Below are 15,192 nucleotides of genomic sequence, written 5' to 3'. Positions count from 1 at the left end.
CGCCGACGGCGACGTCGCCGACGTGTCCGGACCTCGGCCGGCACTTCCTTCACGCTACCTCGACATCCGAGAACCTGGTCTCGTAACCGGCCATATCAGCAAACACTCGGCGGCACGATGCCACCCGACCGTTGGGCGACCGCTCGCCGCGCCCTCCGCCGGAGCGCCACTCACAGGGGGTCGACCTGCGTGATCAGCTGCGCTCATGGGCGCCGAAGACAGGCCCGATCGGGTAGCGCACTACTCGGGTCAGGACGCCAACGGATAGCTACATTTGCCTCATATCGCCATCCAGCACCTGCCGCCCTACCCCGGACGGATCGGTCACCACTCGGCGCGGAGTGCGGCACGCCGCCGTGACGACGCTGTCACGGCTCGCGGCAGGACCTTTCGGCAGGTGCTCGGCACCCGACAAGGGCGGCGTCCCGAACCTGGGACGTGCGCACGACCACTCCCGCAACGCGCTGCCGGCCGCCGCACGCAAGTTCTTGTCGGAAGGCAGGTCGGCGGCGAGCATCCAAGAGATCACCGACGCCGCCGACGCCGGTTTCGGCTCGTTCTACAACCACTTCCAGACGGTGAGCTCGGCGCTGGAGGTCTACGCCCAGATGCGCGACGAGATCGTCCGGCTCTACGACGATCCGGCCGAGGTGTTCGCGGTGCGTTTCCGGATGACCGGCCGGTTGCAGCGGTAGGTGCCCTAGATGTACTGACCACGGACGTTGGTAGCTGCGTGTCGGGCTGACATGGCGAAGACCTCCGGGTGAAGTGCGAGCTGTCTAGGAACGCATTCACCTGCCGGAGATCTTCGTGTCCCACCGTAATGCCCCGCTGTCAGAACTGGGCCGGTTGCGTCTGGCGCGGTGCGTCGTCGACGATGGCTGGCCGCTGCGCCGAGCGCGGGCGAGTCTGCGGCGTAGACTGTTCCGCAGTGTGGCCCGGGCGGTCGCCCGCCGCTGAACCGGCGGGCCGGAAGGCGCCGCTCGTCGGCGTGGATCAGGCGGTCCGGCGTGCGGTGCTCAGCCGCTCGAATTCGGTCGCACAGTGCGCGGAGAACACGGTCACCGCGTCGCCGTGGTCACGGACGAGTTCGCGCAGCCGCTGCTGATTCTCGATCCGGGATTGCCGCCGAGTGTCCACATACCACTGGAAAAGTCGCGCGCCCACCGGCATGGACGGCTCGGCATTCATCTGCCCGTGATAGGTATAGGCGTCGCCGGCGTGCAACAACCAACCGTCTCCCATGTCGACGGCCACACCGACGTGACCGCGCGTATGTCCGGCCAGCGGAACGAGGAGTATTTCCGAGGGCAGGCCCCGCAGTTCGCGGACCGCCTGGAAATCGAACCAGCTCGACGCATCGCTGTCGGATTCGTCGTAAACCGACCACTTGGGTCCGTGCTCGAATTGGGCTCGGCGATAACGGAATTCCTCGCGACGACCATACGGCCCTTCGACGGCGTCCAACTCCGCACAGTGGACGTGCACGGTGGCCGCGGGGAAATCGGCGAGGCCGCCCGCGTGATCGAGATCGAGGTGCGTCACGATGATGTCCCGGACGTCGTCGCGGGTGAAGCCCAGCGCCTCGATCTGCCGGGCGATCGGGTGGTCGAGCACCGGGTTCGATTGCCGGATGAGCTGCCGCCCGACCCAGGCATCCGGCCGGATCAGCGCCTGTTCACCGTATCCGGTGTCGACCAGGACCAATCCGGCGGAGTGCTCGATCAACAAGCAGTGACACGCGCCGGCGGCCCTGCGCCGTATCCCCGGCCTGCCGTCGAACAAACGGCCTCCGAAAGGACGAGTTCCCCCGGCATCCAAATGATGGACACGCACCAGTCCGCTCCTATCCGCGCCGTCCGGCCGGCCACCCTAGCCCGCCCGTGCCGTCGAGCGCGACAGACGCCGACCATGGTCGTCACCCGAAAACGAAGTGTACGAACATGTCCGGCGCCGGTCGCCCCCGCCTCGACCGATGTCAGGCGATCTTCAGGGTGCCGCCATCGATGACGTAGTCCGCACCGACGATATTGGCGGCTTTCGGCGACGCGAGGAAGGCGACGAGGGCGGCGACCTCCTCCGGTTCACTGATCCGGCCGGAGGCGATGCCGAACTGCTCCGGGACCGCCGCGAGCAACTGCTCCTGGGAAACACCCTGCGCCGCGGCGAACTTGGCGCCTACACCGTGCGGTCCGCGCCACATCGGCGTGCCCACCACACCGGGAGAGACGGTGTTGACCCGCACCCCGCGCGGCGCGTACTCCTCGCTGAGCCGCTTGGTGAGCGCGGTCAACGCGGCCTTGGCCTCGCTGTAACCGACCGGGCCCGCGGCCGGGAGATGCTTGTTGATCGACGAGACGGTGACGATCGCGCCGCGCCGCTCCAGCAGGCTGGGCAGAGCCGCGCGGGTGACCCAGATGGCACTGAACAAGTTCAGATCGAAGAGTTCTCGCCATTGCTCGTCCTCGACATCGAGGAAACCGCCCAGTTCCAGACGAGCGGCGTTCACAGCGCCGACGTTGTTGATCAGGATGTCGATGCCGCCCAATTCGTCCAGTGCGGCATCGATCAGCCGGGTAGCTCCCGCCGAGGTGGCGAGATCGACGGAAAGGGCTGCGACACTCGCCTTTTCGAGTTCTGGGGTGATGGTGCGCGCGGCGCCGACCACCCGGACGCCCTCGGCGGACAACGCTTCGGCGACAGCCAGGCCGATGCCGCGGCCTGCGCCGGTGACGACGGCGGTCTTGCCGGACAGTTCGAGATCCATGAGTGATCCTCTCTTTCTTGAACTACAGGTCAAAAATGTGGGCAGCGTTCGAGGCGGCGGCGGGAAGCGAATTTCAGAGGCCGGCCAGAGCGGTGTCGATGATGCGATGCAGCGTGGGCGCGTCGTAGGTCTTGGCCATCACGCGGAGGCCGACGATGGTGTTCATCAGGAACTCGGCCATCTCTCGCGGGTCGGTGCCCGCGCGCACGTCACCGTCGCGCCGCCCCTGGTCGATACGGGCCTCCAACGCCGCCATCACGTGGTCTTGCATGGTGCGCACCGCCCGGGCGATCTCCGCATCGTGCCCCGCCAATTCCATGGCGGTGTTCACCGCCAGGCAGCCGCGCCGAACCGGTTGCACCAGATCGGCATCGACCATCCCGCGCAGGAAATCGGCCACACAATCCCGGGTGGAACCCGGGCGGGTCAGGACGTCGGCCGCCAGTTCGATCCCCAGCCTGTCGTATCGGTCCAGAGCCCGGTCGAACAACGCGCGCTTGCTGCCGAAAGCATGGTACAGACTGCCCTTCCCGATACCGGTGGCCTCGGCCAGCTGGGCGGGAGAGGTATTGGCGTACCCATGGGTCCAGAACGTCTCCATGGCCCGCTCCACCACCGTATCGGCGTCGAAGTTGCGTGGCCTGCCCATGACCGGAACCCTAACGGTTTTAGACCTACGGGTCAAGAAAGGTGGCCCACCGGTGCACAGGCCTGCGACCGGACGCTGCTTTGCGGCCGGGATCGGTATCGAAATCCCGCTGAGCGCAACGATGTCCCGTTAATCGTGCGCCTCGCTGACCTTCCCGGCAGGACGCTGTTACGGAGGAGTGCGCGGTGACCACCGAGTCGACCATCGACGCCGATACCGCACTACACCCGCTCGACGACCCGGTCAGGGCGTCGCTGCGTGGCGCGCACCGCCGGTTCGCCGGCTGGGTGGGACGGATCGGCCGCTACGACCCGCAGGTCGCCAGGTTCGTAGGACACCCGCCGGTGCTGGACGCGCAGGACTGGGCCGACCTGGCCACACTGCTCGGACCTGGTGGCAGTACCACCTTGCGCGGCTCCGGCCACGTGCCGCCGGACGGCTGGACGGTGCTGGACGAGATGGACTCGGTACAGATGGACGGCGCCGCGCTGCGCGTCGCCCACGACCCGGAACTGGAAGTTCTCACCGCAGCCGATGTGCCCGAGATCCTGGAACTGATCGCCCGCGCCGAACCCGGCCCCTACGCGCCACGGACCATCGAAATGGGCACCTATTCGGGCCTACGGGTCGACGGCCGACTGGTCGCGATGGCCGGAGAGCGTCTGCATCCGCCGGGCTGGACCGAGATCAGCGCCGTGTGCACCGACGCGGAATTCCGGGGCCGCAGGTTCGCCACCCGCCTGATCCGCGCGATCGGCGCGGGCATCCGCGCGCGCGGCGAGACACCGTTCCTGCACGCGCTGGCCCGCAATACGACAGCGATCGGTTTGCACGAGACGCTGGGCTTCACGGTGCGCAGACGCTCGAAATCGACGGTCGTGCAAACGCCGTCGTCGCCCGGCAGTGCCCTGCACTGCCGCGTACCGGCTGGTTGCCACCGAGAGTTCGATCACTCCTTTTCGACGGCCCGGGACGAGCACTCCACATAGCGTGCAGCGGCCGAATTCGATACAGAGGCGCTGAATCCAGCGCAGATCCGACGGACGATTAGTCGACAACCGACCGGCGCTGGAGCACTGCGTGCCGGTCCACCGACGCCTGCCGCCTCGGACAGTTCGCGCTGCGAACCCAGACAGACCTGGGCATGCTTCCGTGGCCTAAGTCGAATTATGCTGCAGTAGAACGGTTTTGGTAGACCGGTCGACATAACGGCCGGGTCGGGCCGCTACACCTACGCCTACGAATCACCTGAATGTCTAAAACAATTAGCCATCTGTAAAATAACGTCCTACGCTGGGCAGGTGCCGACTCATCGCACCCCGGATCCCGTCCACCGCGTCCGCGACGCCGAACGGACCAAACGCTGTCTGCTCGAAGCGGCCTTGGACGAGTTCGCCGCAAAGGGCTACGCCGGCGCCCGAGTCGGCGACATCGCCGAACGAGCCGGCGTCAACAAGCAGCTGATCACCTACTACTTCGGCGGCAAGGAAGGCCTTTACCGGGCGCTCCAGCAGAGCTGGCTGGAGCGCGAGGCCGCCTTCAACGATCCGGCGCTGCCGCTGGCCGAGGTGGTCACGAACTATCTGCGCGACGGGTTGCGCGACCCGCGCGGCATCCGCCTGCTCATGTGGCGCGGACTGTCGGATGCCGCACCGCCCGGCGAGCACCCGATATCACGGAGCGATCTCGCCGTGACCAGGCGCAGGCAAGAGGACGGCGAGGTCGCCGCCGACCTCGACCCCGCCGCCTTCCAGCTCGCGGTGATGGGGATGGTCATCGCTCCCCTGCTGCTGCCGGTGCAGGTTCGCGAACTGTTCGGCGTGGATGCCCAGTCCGCCGAGTTCGAGCAGCGCTACGGCGCACAGTTGCGCCGCATTCTCGCCCATCTCACCGATTCCCCTTCCGAAGGAGAGACCTCATGACCTACCTCGTCACCGGCGTTCGCGGCATCGTCGGCCGCGCCGTCGTCGATCAACTGCGCGAAGCCGGAAAGCCGGTACGGGCGGCAAGTTCCCAACCGGCCGAAACCACCGTGCCGGACGGCGTCGACCTCGTCGGGCTCGACCTGACCGAACCCGAATCGGTCACCGCCGCCCTCACGGGTGTCGACAAAATCTTCTGCTACGCCGCCGCCGAGGGCATCGACAACTTCGTCGACGCCGCGAAGGCCGTCGGAGTCGCCCACATCGTGTTGCTGTCCTCCATCGCGGCCGAGAACGACCACAACCCCATCGGGGCAAGGCATCTCGCGGTCGAGAACCCGCTGCGCGCATCCGGCCTGCCGTTGACCGTCCTGCGGCCCGGTGCCTTCGCGGCCAACGCTCGCTTCTGGTTCTCCACCATCAAGGCCGACCGCGTCGTCCGCGTCCCCTTCCCGGACCTGCAACTGACCCCGATCCACGAGGCCGACATCGCCGCCGCGGCCATCGCAGCGCTCGACGACCCCTCCCACGCGGGCAAAATCTACCCGCTGACCGGCCCGGAATCCCTGTCGCATCGCCAGCAGGTCGCCGCCATCGCCGCCGCCCTGGGCGAGCGAATCAACCTGATCGAACTGAGCTACGAGGAAGCGGCCGACCTCTACTACCGCCCGGTCCTCGACCTGTGGGCGAAGGCCGGAACGGAACCGAGCCCCGTCGGCCCCACTTCCGAGTCGATCACCGGCACCCCCGCCCGCACCTTCGCCCAGTGGGCGGTAGACCACGTGGACGACTATCGCTGAGCGCCCCCGCCTTCAGCCCCGCGCCACGGCCCCCGCCCGCACCCGCGAGCCCAAGCCACCACCCACCCCGCCAGGCATCACAACCCACTCTGACTAGGCGATTAGCACCGCCCTACCCTCGTGCGGTAATCTCTTCGAGCGCCCGCACAGCGGACGCAACGGGCTGTGGCGCAGTTTGGTAGCGCACTTGACTGGGGGTCAAGTGGTCGCAGGTTCAAATCCTGTCAGCCCGACAGACGAGAAAGCCCCTCTGACCAGCGTCGGAGGGGCTTTCTTCATTCGCCGACCACGCGGAGTTGGGGACCACGTGGGGACCGTAGATGCTGCGAGAGCAGGTTGCCGTCATCCTGCAAGGACTTGATGTCCGGGTGTAGGTAGCGCTCGGTGATCCGGGGATCGCGGTGTCCGGCGATCTTCTGGAGCCGATGCACCGGCACACCCGCGTCGGCGAACCACGTCAGCCCGGTGTGCCGGAGCCCGTGCCGCCGCAGATGCTCGTAGCCCAAGGCGGCGACCACGTCGTCCCAGTGCGTCGCCCGCCGCAGGACCCCGGTGGAGATGCGTCCGCCGCGGGGGCCGACGAACAACCGTGCCTCCGGCTTGTCCCCTATCGCGGCGATCCGGCGAGACACGAGCGGAGGAAGTTCCGCGATGATCGGAATCTTGCGCGCCCGTTTGCCTTTCGTGCCCTTGTCCTGCATCCCGCCCGGTCCGGGAGTGGTTTGCCGTCGCAGCGTCCACACCCAGTCATCCACGTCGATATCGGTGACCCGGCAGCCGGAGACCTCTCCGATACGGGTGGCGGTGCACGCGGCGAAGAGCACCACTTCACCCCAACCGCGGTAGTTGTCGGCCGACGCCGCCACCAGCGCATCCGCCAAGGCGGTAAGCGTCTGCCAATCGGGCACAGCGAGCGCGCGCGGGTCTTCCGACTCGTCCTCGACCTGCGCGAACTGCCGTTGCCAGCCGGTCACCTGTACCGGATTGCGGTCGATCAGCTCATCACGGACCGCCTGGTCCATCACGCGGCCCCACACCGCCAGGGTGTTCTTCACCGTCGATTTGCTGCACCCGTCCGCGATCCAGGCTCCCACCGCACGGTCGGCCACACCAGCCGTAATCATGGTGACGGGCAGGTGCCCGACCGTGGGCAGCACCCGCCGGCGCCAGCCCGCCAAGTACGGATCGCGGGTCTTCGGCTCAATGCCGCGCAACGCCAGTTCAAGGCTGACCCTCCCGTAGTCAGCCAGCGTCGCCGTGGCCATCTTCGGATCGACACCCCGCGCCGCAGCCTGCCGAATGCGATCGATCCACTCGTCGGCTTCCTCCCGGGTCTCGAACGCTTCCGACACCGAGGGGCGTTTCCTCGTGGCCGGATCAACCCAGCGGACCCGGGCGCGGTACGGCTTGGCGCGTTGCCGAACTTCAACGTCGGCCCGCAGCGCCACACCCAGCGGGAGGACATGCACCTGTTCGGCCATCACGCCGCCGCCGGGTCGACACGCTTGGCCCGCATGTACGCCTCCACGTCGGTGCGGCTGTAGCGGACCACCCGATCGGAGACCTGCACGAACGGCGGCCCTTGCGGCGGGCGAGCAGTCCGCCACCGCCGAAGGCTCGACGCATCCACGTGCAGCATCTGCGCGACCTCCTCGGTCGTGTACCACGTGGTCCCCAGTAGCTCATTCAGCTCCATCGCAGTCTCCTCCTATGCTGCTTGCCGAATTGCCGAATGTTCCTGTTGTGCTGGTAGCCCGGCGGCGAGCAGGGCATTGGTGTATTCCGCGCGCCATCGAGTGCGTTGGGCGATGGCGGCCAGGATCAGGTGATCGCGCGGCGGGACCGACTGGTCGCCAGGCTCGACCGGGGTGACCACCAGGTGCGAGGTGTCGGGTTTGACGATGCCGACATCGGCGAGCAGTTGCCGAACGAACTCCGCGCGGTCTGCCTTGTGATCGGGCAGGGTCTTGCCCGACCAACGCCGAGAAACCAGGATCCGCCGGCCCGGCAGTCCGAGGGTGTCTCGGCGGTGCGCCTTGCCCTTACAGCGGCCGGGAATGGCTCTGTCGCTGGCGCCTTTCGGGACGATGCCGTAGCGCAGCCAGACCGGACAGCGCGGCGAGCACGGGATGCGCTGCAACTCCGCATGCAGCCGGTCGTAATGAGCCTCGGTGCGCGCGGATTCGGTGTGCAGCACTTCGGCGATGGACTTGGTCAGATACTTGGTGACGTAGCCGATCGTCTTGTCCGCCTGCGTACCCGGCACCACACCCCGGATGTGCCGGGGGGTCGACCTGCTCACCGAACCGCAACGTGTGCGCGGGCTCGAGATCGTCGACGGTGTCGAGGACATCCAACGTGCTCTCCCAGTCCGGCAGCGGCCGACGCGACCGCGGATCCACGAACGTCAACGCAGCCCTGTCCCAGACCGGCATCCGGTCGTCGTCATAGACCGGTTGGTCGAAGTGCGGCCACCACACCTGGTGGTAAGTCGCGGCGGTGACCCGGCGGATCAGTTCGCGGGGGATGTCGGTGCGCAGCAACACATGCAGGTGCGGGGCACCCCGCCGTTGCGGTTCGACGGTAGCGAAGTACTGCACGTCATAGCCCACCGCGCGCCGCAGGTTCTGGATCCACCGATCGAACAGCGCCGAGAAATGCACGATGTCCCGCGCCGCACGCGTGTAGTCGTAGGAGTCCGGGTTGCGTGGGGAGCCGTCGGAGCAGGTTTTGCCGTCCTGGTCGATGGCGCGCCATAACGGTTGATGCCGCCGTAGGAAGGCATGGTCAGGGTGATGAACATGCCCGGACGGTGCTTGCCCGCATACGCCTCCCCGATGGTGTGCTTGGCGACCTTCTTACGCGGCAGATCCGGCACATCCTGCTGGCGCCGAGTGGAGCGCGGCCGCCGATCCTGCGGTTTGACGTCCAAGTCCGGCAGCCGACCACGAAACCCACTCTCGCGCATCTCGCGACCCAGATCCCCGACGACTTCCCGGATGCCGGACATGATGTCCTGATCGCCGTCGTAGCTGCGGGGATCGCGACCAGTTCGGTGACGTCGCGAATAGATCTTTCACGGCCAATGGCCGCGGCGGCGACGATGCTCGCAGGATCCGATCGGGGTATCGCGTCACGCACCATAGCGCCGACCACAGGCGGGAAACCGGCCAGGATCGGCGCCCATCCCGCCTCGATGCCGTGCGTCGCCACCCGATCGGCGAAGCATCCAGGAACCGGATTTCCTCCTCTTTCGCCGCATCGTCCTCGATGTCTTCGACCCCGATCAACACACCCGCGTGCACTCGCTGCGGGTGTTCCGCGGCGGCGCGAAGGGTGATGGTCGAGCCGAGACCTGCACCGCCGCATGCCGCAGTCGGCAACCCGAGATGGTCCAGCAGGGAGACGAGGTCGGCGGAGTACTGGGCCAAGGTATGCCGAGCTGGATCGGTACAGACAGATCGGCCGTAGCCGCGCAGATCCGGAAGCACCACCATGTGACGGTCGGCCAGTCGCTCGGCGAGCGGCAGCATGCTCTCGTGATCCGGTCCGCCGGCGTGCATGAGGATGAGCGCAGGCCCAGCGCCGACAACGGTGGCGTGCAACGGACATCCGTCACGCCCGTGACGACGGCTCCGGCGCTGCCCGGTCGAGGGCTTGGCGACCACTCACACGAAGCGTGGCTTGTTCGCCTTCTCGGATGGGGAGATCAGCGGCCCCACGGTCCAGCCTGTGCAAAGCAACCGCGGCGATAGCCCCGATCGCGCTGAGCCCGGCCCACACCGCCCAGTCCGCGTCAGCGGACCGCGCGGCACCGACCACCGCACCGGTGGCGAGATTGCCCGCCAGGATACCGACGCCGACGATGGTGTTGTAGAAACCGTAATGGGTGGCTACCAGCTTCCCGTCGGCAAGAGAGACGACGGTGTCCATCTCGAAGGGGAACACCGCCGCGGTACCTACCGCCAGCAACGCAGTCGAGACCAGCAGCGCGACAACTGCCGCGGCGCTCCCGAATCGCCCGGATCCCGGAACCACGAGAACAGGAAGGAACGACGCGGCCAGGATAGCCATGCCGACCACGAGGCTGCGTCCGGTTCCCCAGCGTGCTCTGAACCAGGAGGTGATGCGCAGCTGCCCGGCGACGGCTACGACACCAGAGACGACGAACAACGCTGACACCAGGACCTGAGAACGCTCCCCTGCCACGTATTCGGCTTGAAGAGGCAAGGCGAGGTAGACCTGGAACGACAGCACATACGAGCCGATCATCGCCAACGAGAACCAGATGAACCTGCGATTCGACGCCACGGTGCGCCAGTTGTCGAGCACCGAGGCATGTTCGGCACCGGTCTCCCCGCGGCGAGTCGGTAGAGCAAACAGCTGCGCTACCGTCAGCGCCGCGAACACCGCCGCCGCGGCAGCAGCCGTTACTTGGAAGTCCACGGCCATCAACGCCAGCCCAACCAGCGGTCCGGCGAGGATTCCTGCTTGATAGAAGATGTTGAACACCGCGAACGCTTCCACACGGCGATCTCCGGTGTCAGCCGCCAGGTATGCGCGCACGGCTGGATTGAACAACGCTCCGGCGAACCCCGTGGCCGCGGAAGCGACCAGTAACCCTGGCAGCGATGTAGCGAATACCAGCAGTGCAAAACCGCCGGTTCGCAGCAGACACCCCGCGACGATCAGAGGTTTGTAGCCGAGTCGGTCGGCAAGCGTGCCGCCTATCAGGAACATGCCCTGTTGGGAAAAGTTGCGCACGCCGAGCACCAGCCCGACCGCCCATGCGGCCAACCCGAGCGGGCCGGCGAGGTAGCCCGCCAGGTATGGCATCAACATGTAGAACCCGAGGTTGATGCCGAACTGGTTGACCATCAGCAGTCGCGCCGCGAGATCGAAGCTGCGGAACTTCCGGAACACGGTCACGATGCGCTGTCTCCTGCAGAAACCTGAGCGTGGGGAGCGATGACAGAACTGCAGCGGGTCCACGAGTGCACCACCCGCGCGGCAGGATGTTCGATGACATCCGGTTCGATCGGCGGGTCGGCATCGAGCAGGCCGTGCTCGTCGCAGTAGTCGTCGTTGTAGATGGTGTCGAAATAGCGTTGCGGCCCATCCGGGAACACCGCCGCGATCCGTGTGTCTGCGGAGTGGATACGCGCTGCCCACCCGGCGACCAACGCGACGGCGCCGACGCTCCATCCGCCGGTGGCGTAGTGCGTGCCCGCCAGAGTCCGGCATGCCCATACCGCCTCCGACGGCGCCACCCAGTGCACTTCGTCGAACGCGCCGTAGTCGACGTTCTTCGGGAAAATGCTGGAACCCAGGCCGCGCATCAATCTGGTGCCCGCGGGCTGGCCGAAGATCGTCGAGGCGACAGTGTCCACCCCGATCAGTGTCATGTCGGGGTTGAACCGGCGTAGCACCCGAGCCACTCCAGCCGAGTGGCCTCCCGTGCCCACCGAGCACACCAGTACATCGACACCACCTAGCTGCTGGAGCAGTTCGAAGGCCATGGATTCATAGCCCTCGACGTTATCGGGATTGCTGTACTGCTCAGGGCACCAGGCGCCGGGCTCGAGAGCCAGCAGTTCAGCGACGCGGCCGCGTCGCGCCTGCTGCCAGCCGCCACTGGGATGGGGCTCGGCCACGAGTTCGACCCGTGCCCCGTAGACCGCCAGCATGCGCGCGACGATCGGCTCCAGGCCCGGATCGGTGACCACGGTCACCGGATGGCGATACACCGTTCCCGCCAGCGCCAGACCCAATCCGAGAGTCCCGCTGGTGGACTCGATAATGCGCGCTCCGGGTGCCAGATCACCTAGTTCCTTGGCGCGCCGCACCATATGCAGTGCGGGCCGATCCTTCATCCCGCCAGGATTGAACCCCTCCAATTTGGCCCAGAACCCTCGCCCGGCGGGCGCCAATGGCGCACCCACCCACAGGACGGGGGTGTTTCCGACCAGGGAACTGGGCTCCCCCGCGACTACCGGAGCAAAAGATGTCTCGGCGAGCTTGCCGAAGACCACGTTGTTCATGACTGTCGCTTTCTGTATCCGAACCGCTGCAAGGCGCGGTGAGACGTTGAGCGGGCAGCGAACACTGGCCGACGAAGACACGTCGACCTGGCGCTGACCGATCAGCGTCGGGCGATACAGAATCTGGTGAGGATGTCCTGCCCGTTGAGCACGGGTACGGGGCCCATCGGTGGCCCCCGAACACCACCGATGCCCGCTGACATGAGGTAGGCGGTACCGACCGCCGTGACTGCCGCCAGCACCAGCCACAGCAACGGCAGGAGAAGTCCCGCACCGGAGCCCAGCACCGACTTCACGATGCAATGACTCATGTGCTGATCACAGTCATCAGTCACATGACCGACCGCGCGGTCGGCGTGATGATCGTGCGAAGCGCCCGTCGAAGCGGTGGCGGCGGCGACACCGATGTGCAGATGTTTGTCGCCGCCGAGCAGCGCGCAGTCGATGGTCGGGGCAACGAGCAGCACCGCCATCAGCAGTGCCACCACCACCGACGGACGCCGCAGCCGGTTGAGGAGCATCACGGTGCGCCCATTGCGGGAACAGGGAGATGGGGGCATGCGCGGGCAAAAGGCTGATCCCGCAGATGGCACGTCGGCGAATTGACCGCCATCCAGAAGGACATTGTCGCCCCTGGGACGCAATCGGCTCGGTCGATCATCGCATTCACCCGTACCACCTCCGTTCATCGAATAGATCAGACGATTCTCGCCTCGTAGGTGCGCCAGCGCCGAAGCGGGACTGCCCACACCTCGCGAGACAATCTACTACCTGTATCCATAGTCTCTCTGCTGTGTGACGAGGTCCACGCCATCCTCACCGGCGAACCCGAAACCTCGAATCCCTCGCACGACCGGGACAAATACCTGATGATCACTTTCCGCCCCCTGGCTCACTGACGCCGCTCTGCGGCGAGCCACAAGTCGGCGGAGGGGCAGTGCAACCGTATCGCCTGCTCACCTGCTGAGCTTCTCCGTAGACCGGAACCGGGCCCGCGCGATGCAGATGGTCCGAGCTGACCAGCACGCCATGCCGTATTCGGCGCGACCGGGTCGCCGGTCATGTGCTGCGGTCGTGGTAGCAGCCGATGAGCAAAAGTTCCGACGGTACGCTCGCTCGAGCATGTGCAGGCCGGGAGCACAGCGGTGTCGATTTCAGGGAGTTCCCGGATGCGCCGCGGTGGTCGGAAGCGGTTGAGTAGGTGCATGTCGGGTGAGGCCACGCGGGATGAATTGGGTCACGTGCAGCGGGTGTTCGATCGCCTCGCCGCTGGATACGACCGGCAGATCGGGTGGTCGGAACGCTTCCTGATGGGCAATGCCCGCCGGTGGGCGGTCGAGCAGGCGCGTGGGGTGGTGGTCGAGATCGGCGTGGGCAGCGGGTTGAACCTGCCCCTCTACGGTGCCGGGGTGACCCGCGTGATCGGGGTGGATCTGTCCGAGCCGATGCTCGCACTCGCGCGCTCGAGGGTGGCGGCGGTGCCGGTGGAACTGCGCCATGGTGATGTGCAGCAGCTCGACCTGCCCGAGTCCTCGGCGGAAACGGTGGTCTCCACCTACACCTTCTGCACGATCCCGGATCCGGCGGCCGCGGCGCGGGCGGCGTGGCGGGTGCTGCGCCCGGGCGGGATTTTCGTCGCAGTCGAGCACGGCCCGGCCCGATCACGGGCGGTCGCGGCGGTGATGCGGTGGGTTGAGCCGCTGACTGTGCGGATGGCAGCGGACTATCTGACTCGTGAGCCTGTCGCCTACTTCACCGATGCGGGGTTCGCCATCGACTACGCCGACCGCACGGGCCGTGGCGGTGTCGTGTTCCGGGTGCTGGGCCGCAAGCCTGGTTAGTCGAGTCGATCAGTCAGTGGCCGGGTGCAGCCGGGGGGTATATCCGGTGGGGTGGGGTCATCCGGCAGAGGCCGACGTGAGCGCGGCGGGTGTTGCGTTCTGGGGACCGCCCGGCTGGGGAGCCTCCTATCCGAGGGCCTCGCATCGGTCGTGCTGACGCACGGCCCGAGCGAATATGCCGACGTGGTTGCAGGTGACCTCGGCAACTCGAGTATCTGAGCGGTCGACAAGGACGATGCCGTGCCGCCTGGGTGACTTCATCCGAGTCGGGGGCACAGACGCTTGGTACTCCATGAGCTGACGGCGAGATTCCACTGCTCGCCTTCAATGACGCTGTGCGCCATCATCAACCAGAAGACGGTGATGCGGATGACTGGGCACAATCACAGGGCGAGCCGGGTGCTGCCGAGGCCGTTCAGCCAGAGGCGCCGGTGCAGTTCGACGACGATTGACAGGGTACCCCCGTAGGGTATAACGTCACGGTAATGCGATCGCGCTCCTTGGGGCAGCGGTGAAGGTTGAGCACAGCCGATCGAAGCCGAACGGAGGTTGTCATGAGTCAAGCGCCTGACTACTCCGAGCGCTGCATTGCGGCTGACACCCCCGTCGCTGACATGCTTGCCAAGCAGGGCATCGGAATACTCGATCGCCAATTCACCGCCAAAGCCGGTGCCGCAAGGACGACCCGGCTGGATCGCGGGCGCGAAGGTCGAGGCGTCGTCGGCCTCATCCGCCTGCTGCGGCGGGGCGGTTTCGCGCTGGTCTTGCTCGCCCTAGTGCTGCTCGTAGCACCGGCGATCGACTGCGGGCTACTGAGAGCAGACGCACACACGCATGCTTCGACCTTCCCTGTCGGGGGCACCGGGCAGGCAACTGTGCACGGACACAGCCCCGATGACGCGGTGTCCGACTACGTAGACGATCACTGCGGAGCGCACATCGCGCACTGTGTCATCAAATCCCTCCTGCCCGGCACCGCGTCGACCGTCCTGCCGCTGCAACTGCTCGGGCTGATGCTATCGGCGGCCCTCATTGTTCTCACGGCAGTACTTTCTCTGCCCGTCGGCGGTGTACGTGCCCCACCTGGCCGACCCGTGCCCGCCCATGGGCGGGAAATCCTGACTCGGCTCTGTATCGCCCGACGCTGACAGGTCAGCACCAGGCCGGCGTAT

The 15,192-nt window shown here is 66.7% G+C and carries 16 protein-coding genes, 1 tRNA gene and 1 pseudogene; 7 read left to right on the top strand and 11 right to left on the bottom strand.

Annotated elements, in window-relative coordinates; translation table 11 throughout:
- The first annotated feature begins 356 nt into the window (after window positions 1-356).
- Complete coding sequence (locus tag GVY64_RS07425) at window positions 357-695, top strand: TetR family transcriptional regulator (RefSeq protein ID WP_201297933.1); 339 nt, start codon at window positions 357-359, stop codon at window positions 693-695.
- 301 nt (window positions 696-996) lie between these two features.
- On the opposite strand, the gene GVY64_RS07415 is transcribed toward GVY64_RS07425, so the two are convergent.
- From GVY64_RS07415 to GVY64_RS07405, 3 genes are all read right to left on the bottom strand, one after another.
- Window positions 997-1,836, bottom strand: a complete 840-nt coding sequence (locus tag GVY64_RS07415) for an MBL fold metallo-hydrolase (protein WP_159839835.1) — start codon at window positions 1,834-1,836, stop codon at window positions 997-999.
- Window positions 1,837-1,978: 142 nt separating this feature from the next.
- On the bottom strand, window positions 1,979-2,767 hold the full coding sequence (locus GVY64_RS07410) for an oxidoreductase (RefSeq protein WP_159839834.1): 789 nt from the start codon (window positions 2,765-2,767) through the stop codon (window positions 1,979-1,981).
- A gap of 73 nt (window positions 2,768-2,840) precedes the next feature.
- On the bottom strand, window positions 2,841-3,416 hold the full coding sequence (locus GVY64_RS07405) for a TetR/AcrR family transcriptional regulator (protein ID WP_159839833.1): 576 nt from the start codon (window positions 3,414-3,416) through the stop codon (window positions 2,841-2,843).
- Between the two features lie 185 nt (window positions 3,417-3,601).
- On the opposite strand from GVY64_RS07405, the gene GVY64_RS07400 reads away from it, so the two are divergent.
- The 4 genes from GVY64_RS07400 (at window position 3,602) to GVY64_RS07385 (ending at window position 6,371) form a co-directional block, all read left to right on the top strand.
- Window positions 3,602-4,405, top strand: coding sequence for a GNAT family N-acetyltransferase (locus GVY64_RS07400; RefSeq protein WP_159839832.1), 804 nt, complete (start codon window positions 3,602-3,604; stop codon window positions 4,403-4,405).
- A gap of 312 nt (window positions 4,406-4,717) precedes the next feature.
- The gene (locus GVY64_RS07395; protein ID WP_159839831.1) at window positions 4,718-5,338 is read left to right on the top strand and encodes a TetR/AcrR family transcriptional regulator; all 621 of its coding nucleotides are present in this window, start codon (window positions 4,718-4,720) and stop codon (window positions 5,336-5,338) included.
- Window positions 5,335-6,138: an SDR family oxidoreductase gene (locus GVY64_RS07390; RefSeq protein ID WP_159839830.1), complete on the top strand. Its 804-nt coding sequence runs from the start codon at window positions 5,335-5,337 to the stop codon at window positions 6,136-6,138. Before GVY64_RS07395 ends, GVY64_RS07390 begins: the two co-directional genes overlap by 4 nt.
- Before the next feature lie 159 nt (window positions 6,139-6,297).
- A tRNA-Pro gene (locus tag GVY64_RS07385) sits at window positions 6,298-6,371 on the top strand.
- Between the two features lie 42 nt (window positions 6,372-6,413).
- Here GVY64_RS07385 and GVY64_RS07380 read toward each other — a convergent pair.
- The 8 genes and pseudogenes from GVY64_RS07380 to GVY64_RS07350 form a co-directional block, all read right to left on the bottom strand.
- The gene (locus tag GVY64_RS07380) at window positions 6,414-7,586 is read right to left on the bottom strand and encodes a tyrosine-type recombinase/integrase (RefSeq protein ID WP_236566679.1); all 1,173 of its coding nucleotides are present in this window, start codon (window positions 7,584-7,586) and stop codon (window positions 6,414-6,416) included.
- Window positions 7,587-7,618: 32 nt separating this feature from the next.
- Window positions 7,619-7,834, bottom strand: a complete 216-nt coding sequence (locus tag GVY64_RS07375; protein ID WP_159839828.1) for a helix-turn-helix domain-containing protein — start codon at window positions 7,832-7,834, stop codon at window positions 7,619-7,621.
- 12 nt (window positions 7,835-7,846) lie between these two features.
- Window positions 7,847-8,440: a replication initiator gene (locus tag GVY64_RS07370; RefSeq protein ID WP_159839827.1), complete on the bottom strand. Its 594-nt coding sequence runs from the start codon at window positions 8,438-8,440 to the stop codon at window positions 7,847-7,849.
- A 46-nt stretch (window positions 8,441-8,486) separates the two neighbouring features.
- Window positions 8,487-8,885 (bottom strand): annotated as a pseudogene (locus GVY64_RS38875) (replication initiator); the annotation flags it as partial.
- Between the two features lie 111 nt (window positions 8,886-8,996).
- Window positions 8,997-9,806 (bottom strand): alpha/beta fold hydrolase, encoded by an 810-nt coding sequence (locus GVY64_RS39065; RefSeq protein ID WP_442939543.1) that lies wholly within the window; start codon window positions 9,804-9,806, stop codon window positions 8,997-8,999.
- Window positions 9,754-11,067 carry an MFS transporter gene (locus GVY64_RS07360; protein ID WP_159839826.1) on the bottom strand — a complete coding sequence of 438 codons (1,314 nt, stop codon included), beginning with the start codon at window positions 11,065-11,067 and terminating at the stop codon, window positions 9,754-9,756. The genes GVY64_RS39065 and GVY64_RS07360 overlap by 53 nt, the downstream gene beginning before the upstream one ends.
- A complete protein-coding gene (locus tag GVY64_RS07355; RefSeq protein WP_159839825.1) occupies window positions 11,064-12,179 on the bottom strand; it encodes a PLP-dependent cysteine synthase family protein in 1,116 nt (371 codons plus the stop codon). The genes GVY64_RS07360 and GVY64_RS07355 overlap by 4 nt, the downstream gene beginning before the upstream one ends.
- 101 nt (window positions 12,180-12,280) lie before the next feature.
- A complete protein-coding gene (locus tag GVY64_RS07350; RefSeq protein ID WP_159839824.1) occupies window positions 12,281-12,928 on the bottom strand; it encodes a hypothetical protein in 648 nt (215 codons plus the stop codon).
- Between the two features lie 456 nt (window positions 12,929-13,384).
- Between GVY64_RS07350 and GVY64_RS07345 the strand changes: the two genes are divergently transcribed.
- Window positions 13,385-14,020 (top strand): class I SAM-dependent methyltransferase, encoded by a 636-nt coding sequence (locus tag GVY64_RS07345; protein WP_159839823.1) that lies wholly within the window; start codon window positions 13,385-13,387, stop codon window positions 14,018-14,020.
- A gap of 554 nt (window positions 14,021-14,574) precedes the next feature.
- The gene (locus GVY64_RS07340; RefSeq protein WP_159839822.1) at window positions 14,575-15,168 is read left to right on the top strand and encodes a hypothetical protein; all 594 of its coding nucleotides are present in this window, start codon (window positions 14,575-14,577) and stop codon (window positions 15,166-15,168) included.
- The last annotated feature ends 24 nt before the right edge of the window (window positions 15,169-15,192 follow it).

Origin of the sequence: Nocardia sp. CY41 (genome assembly GCF_009829325.1) — a bacterium.
Lineage (GTDB): Bacteria > Actinomycetota > Actinomycetes > Mycobacteriales > Mycobacteriaceae > Nocardia.
This window is presented reverse-complemented; position numbering and strand designations above follow the sequence as displayed.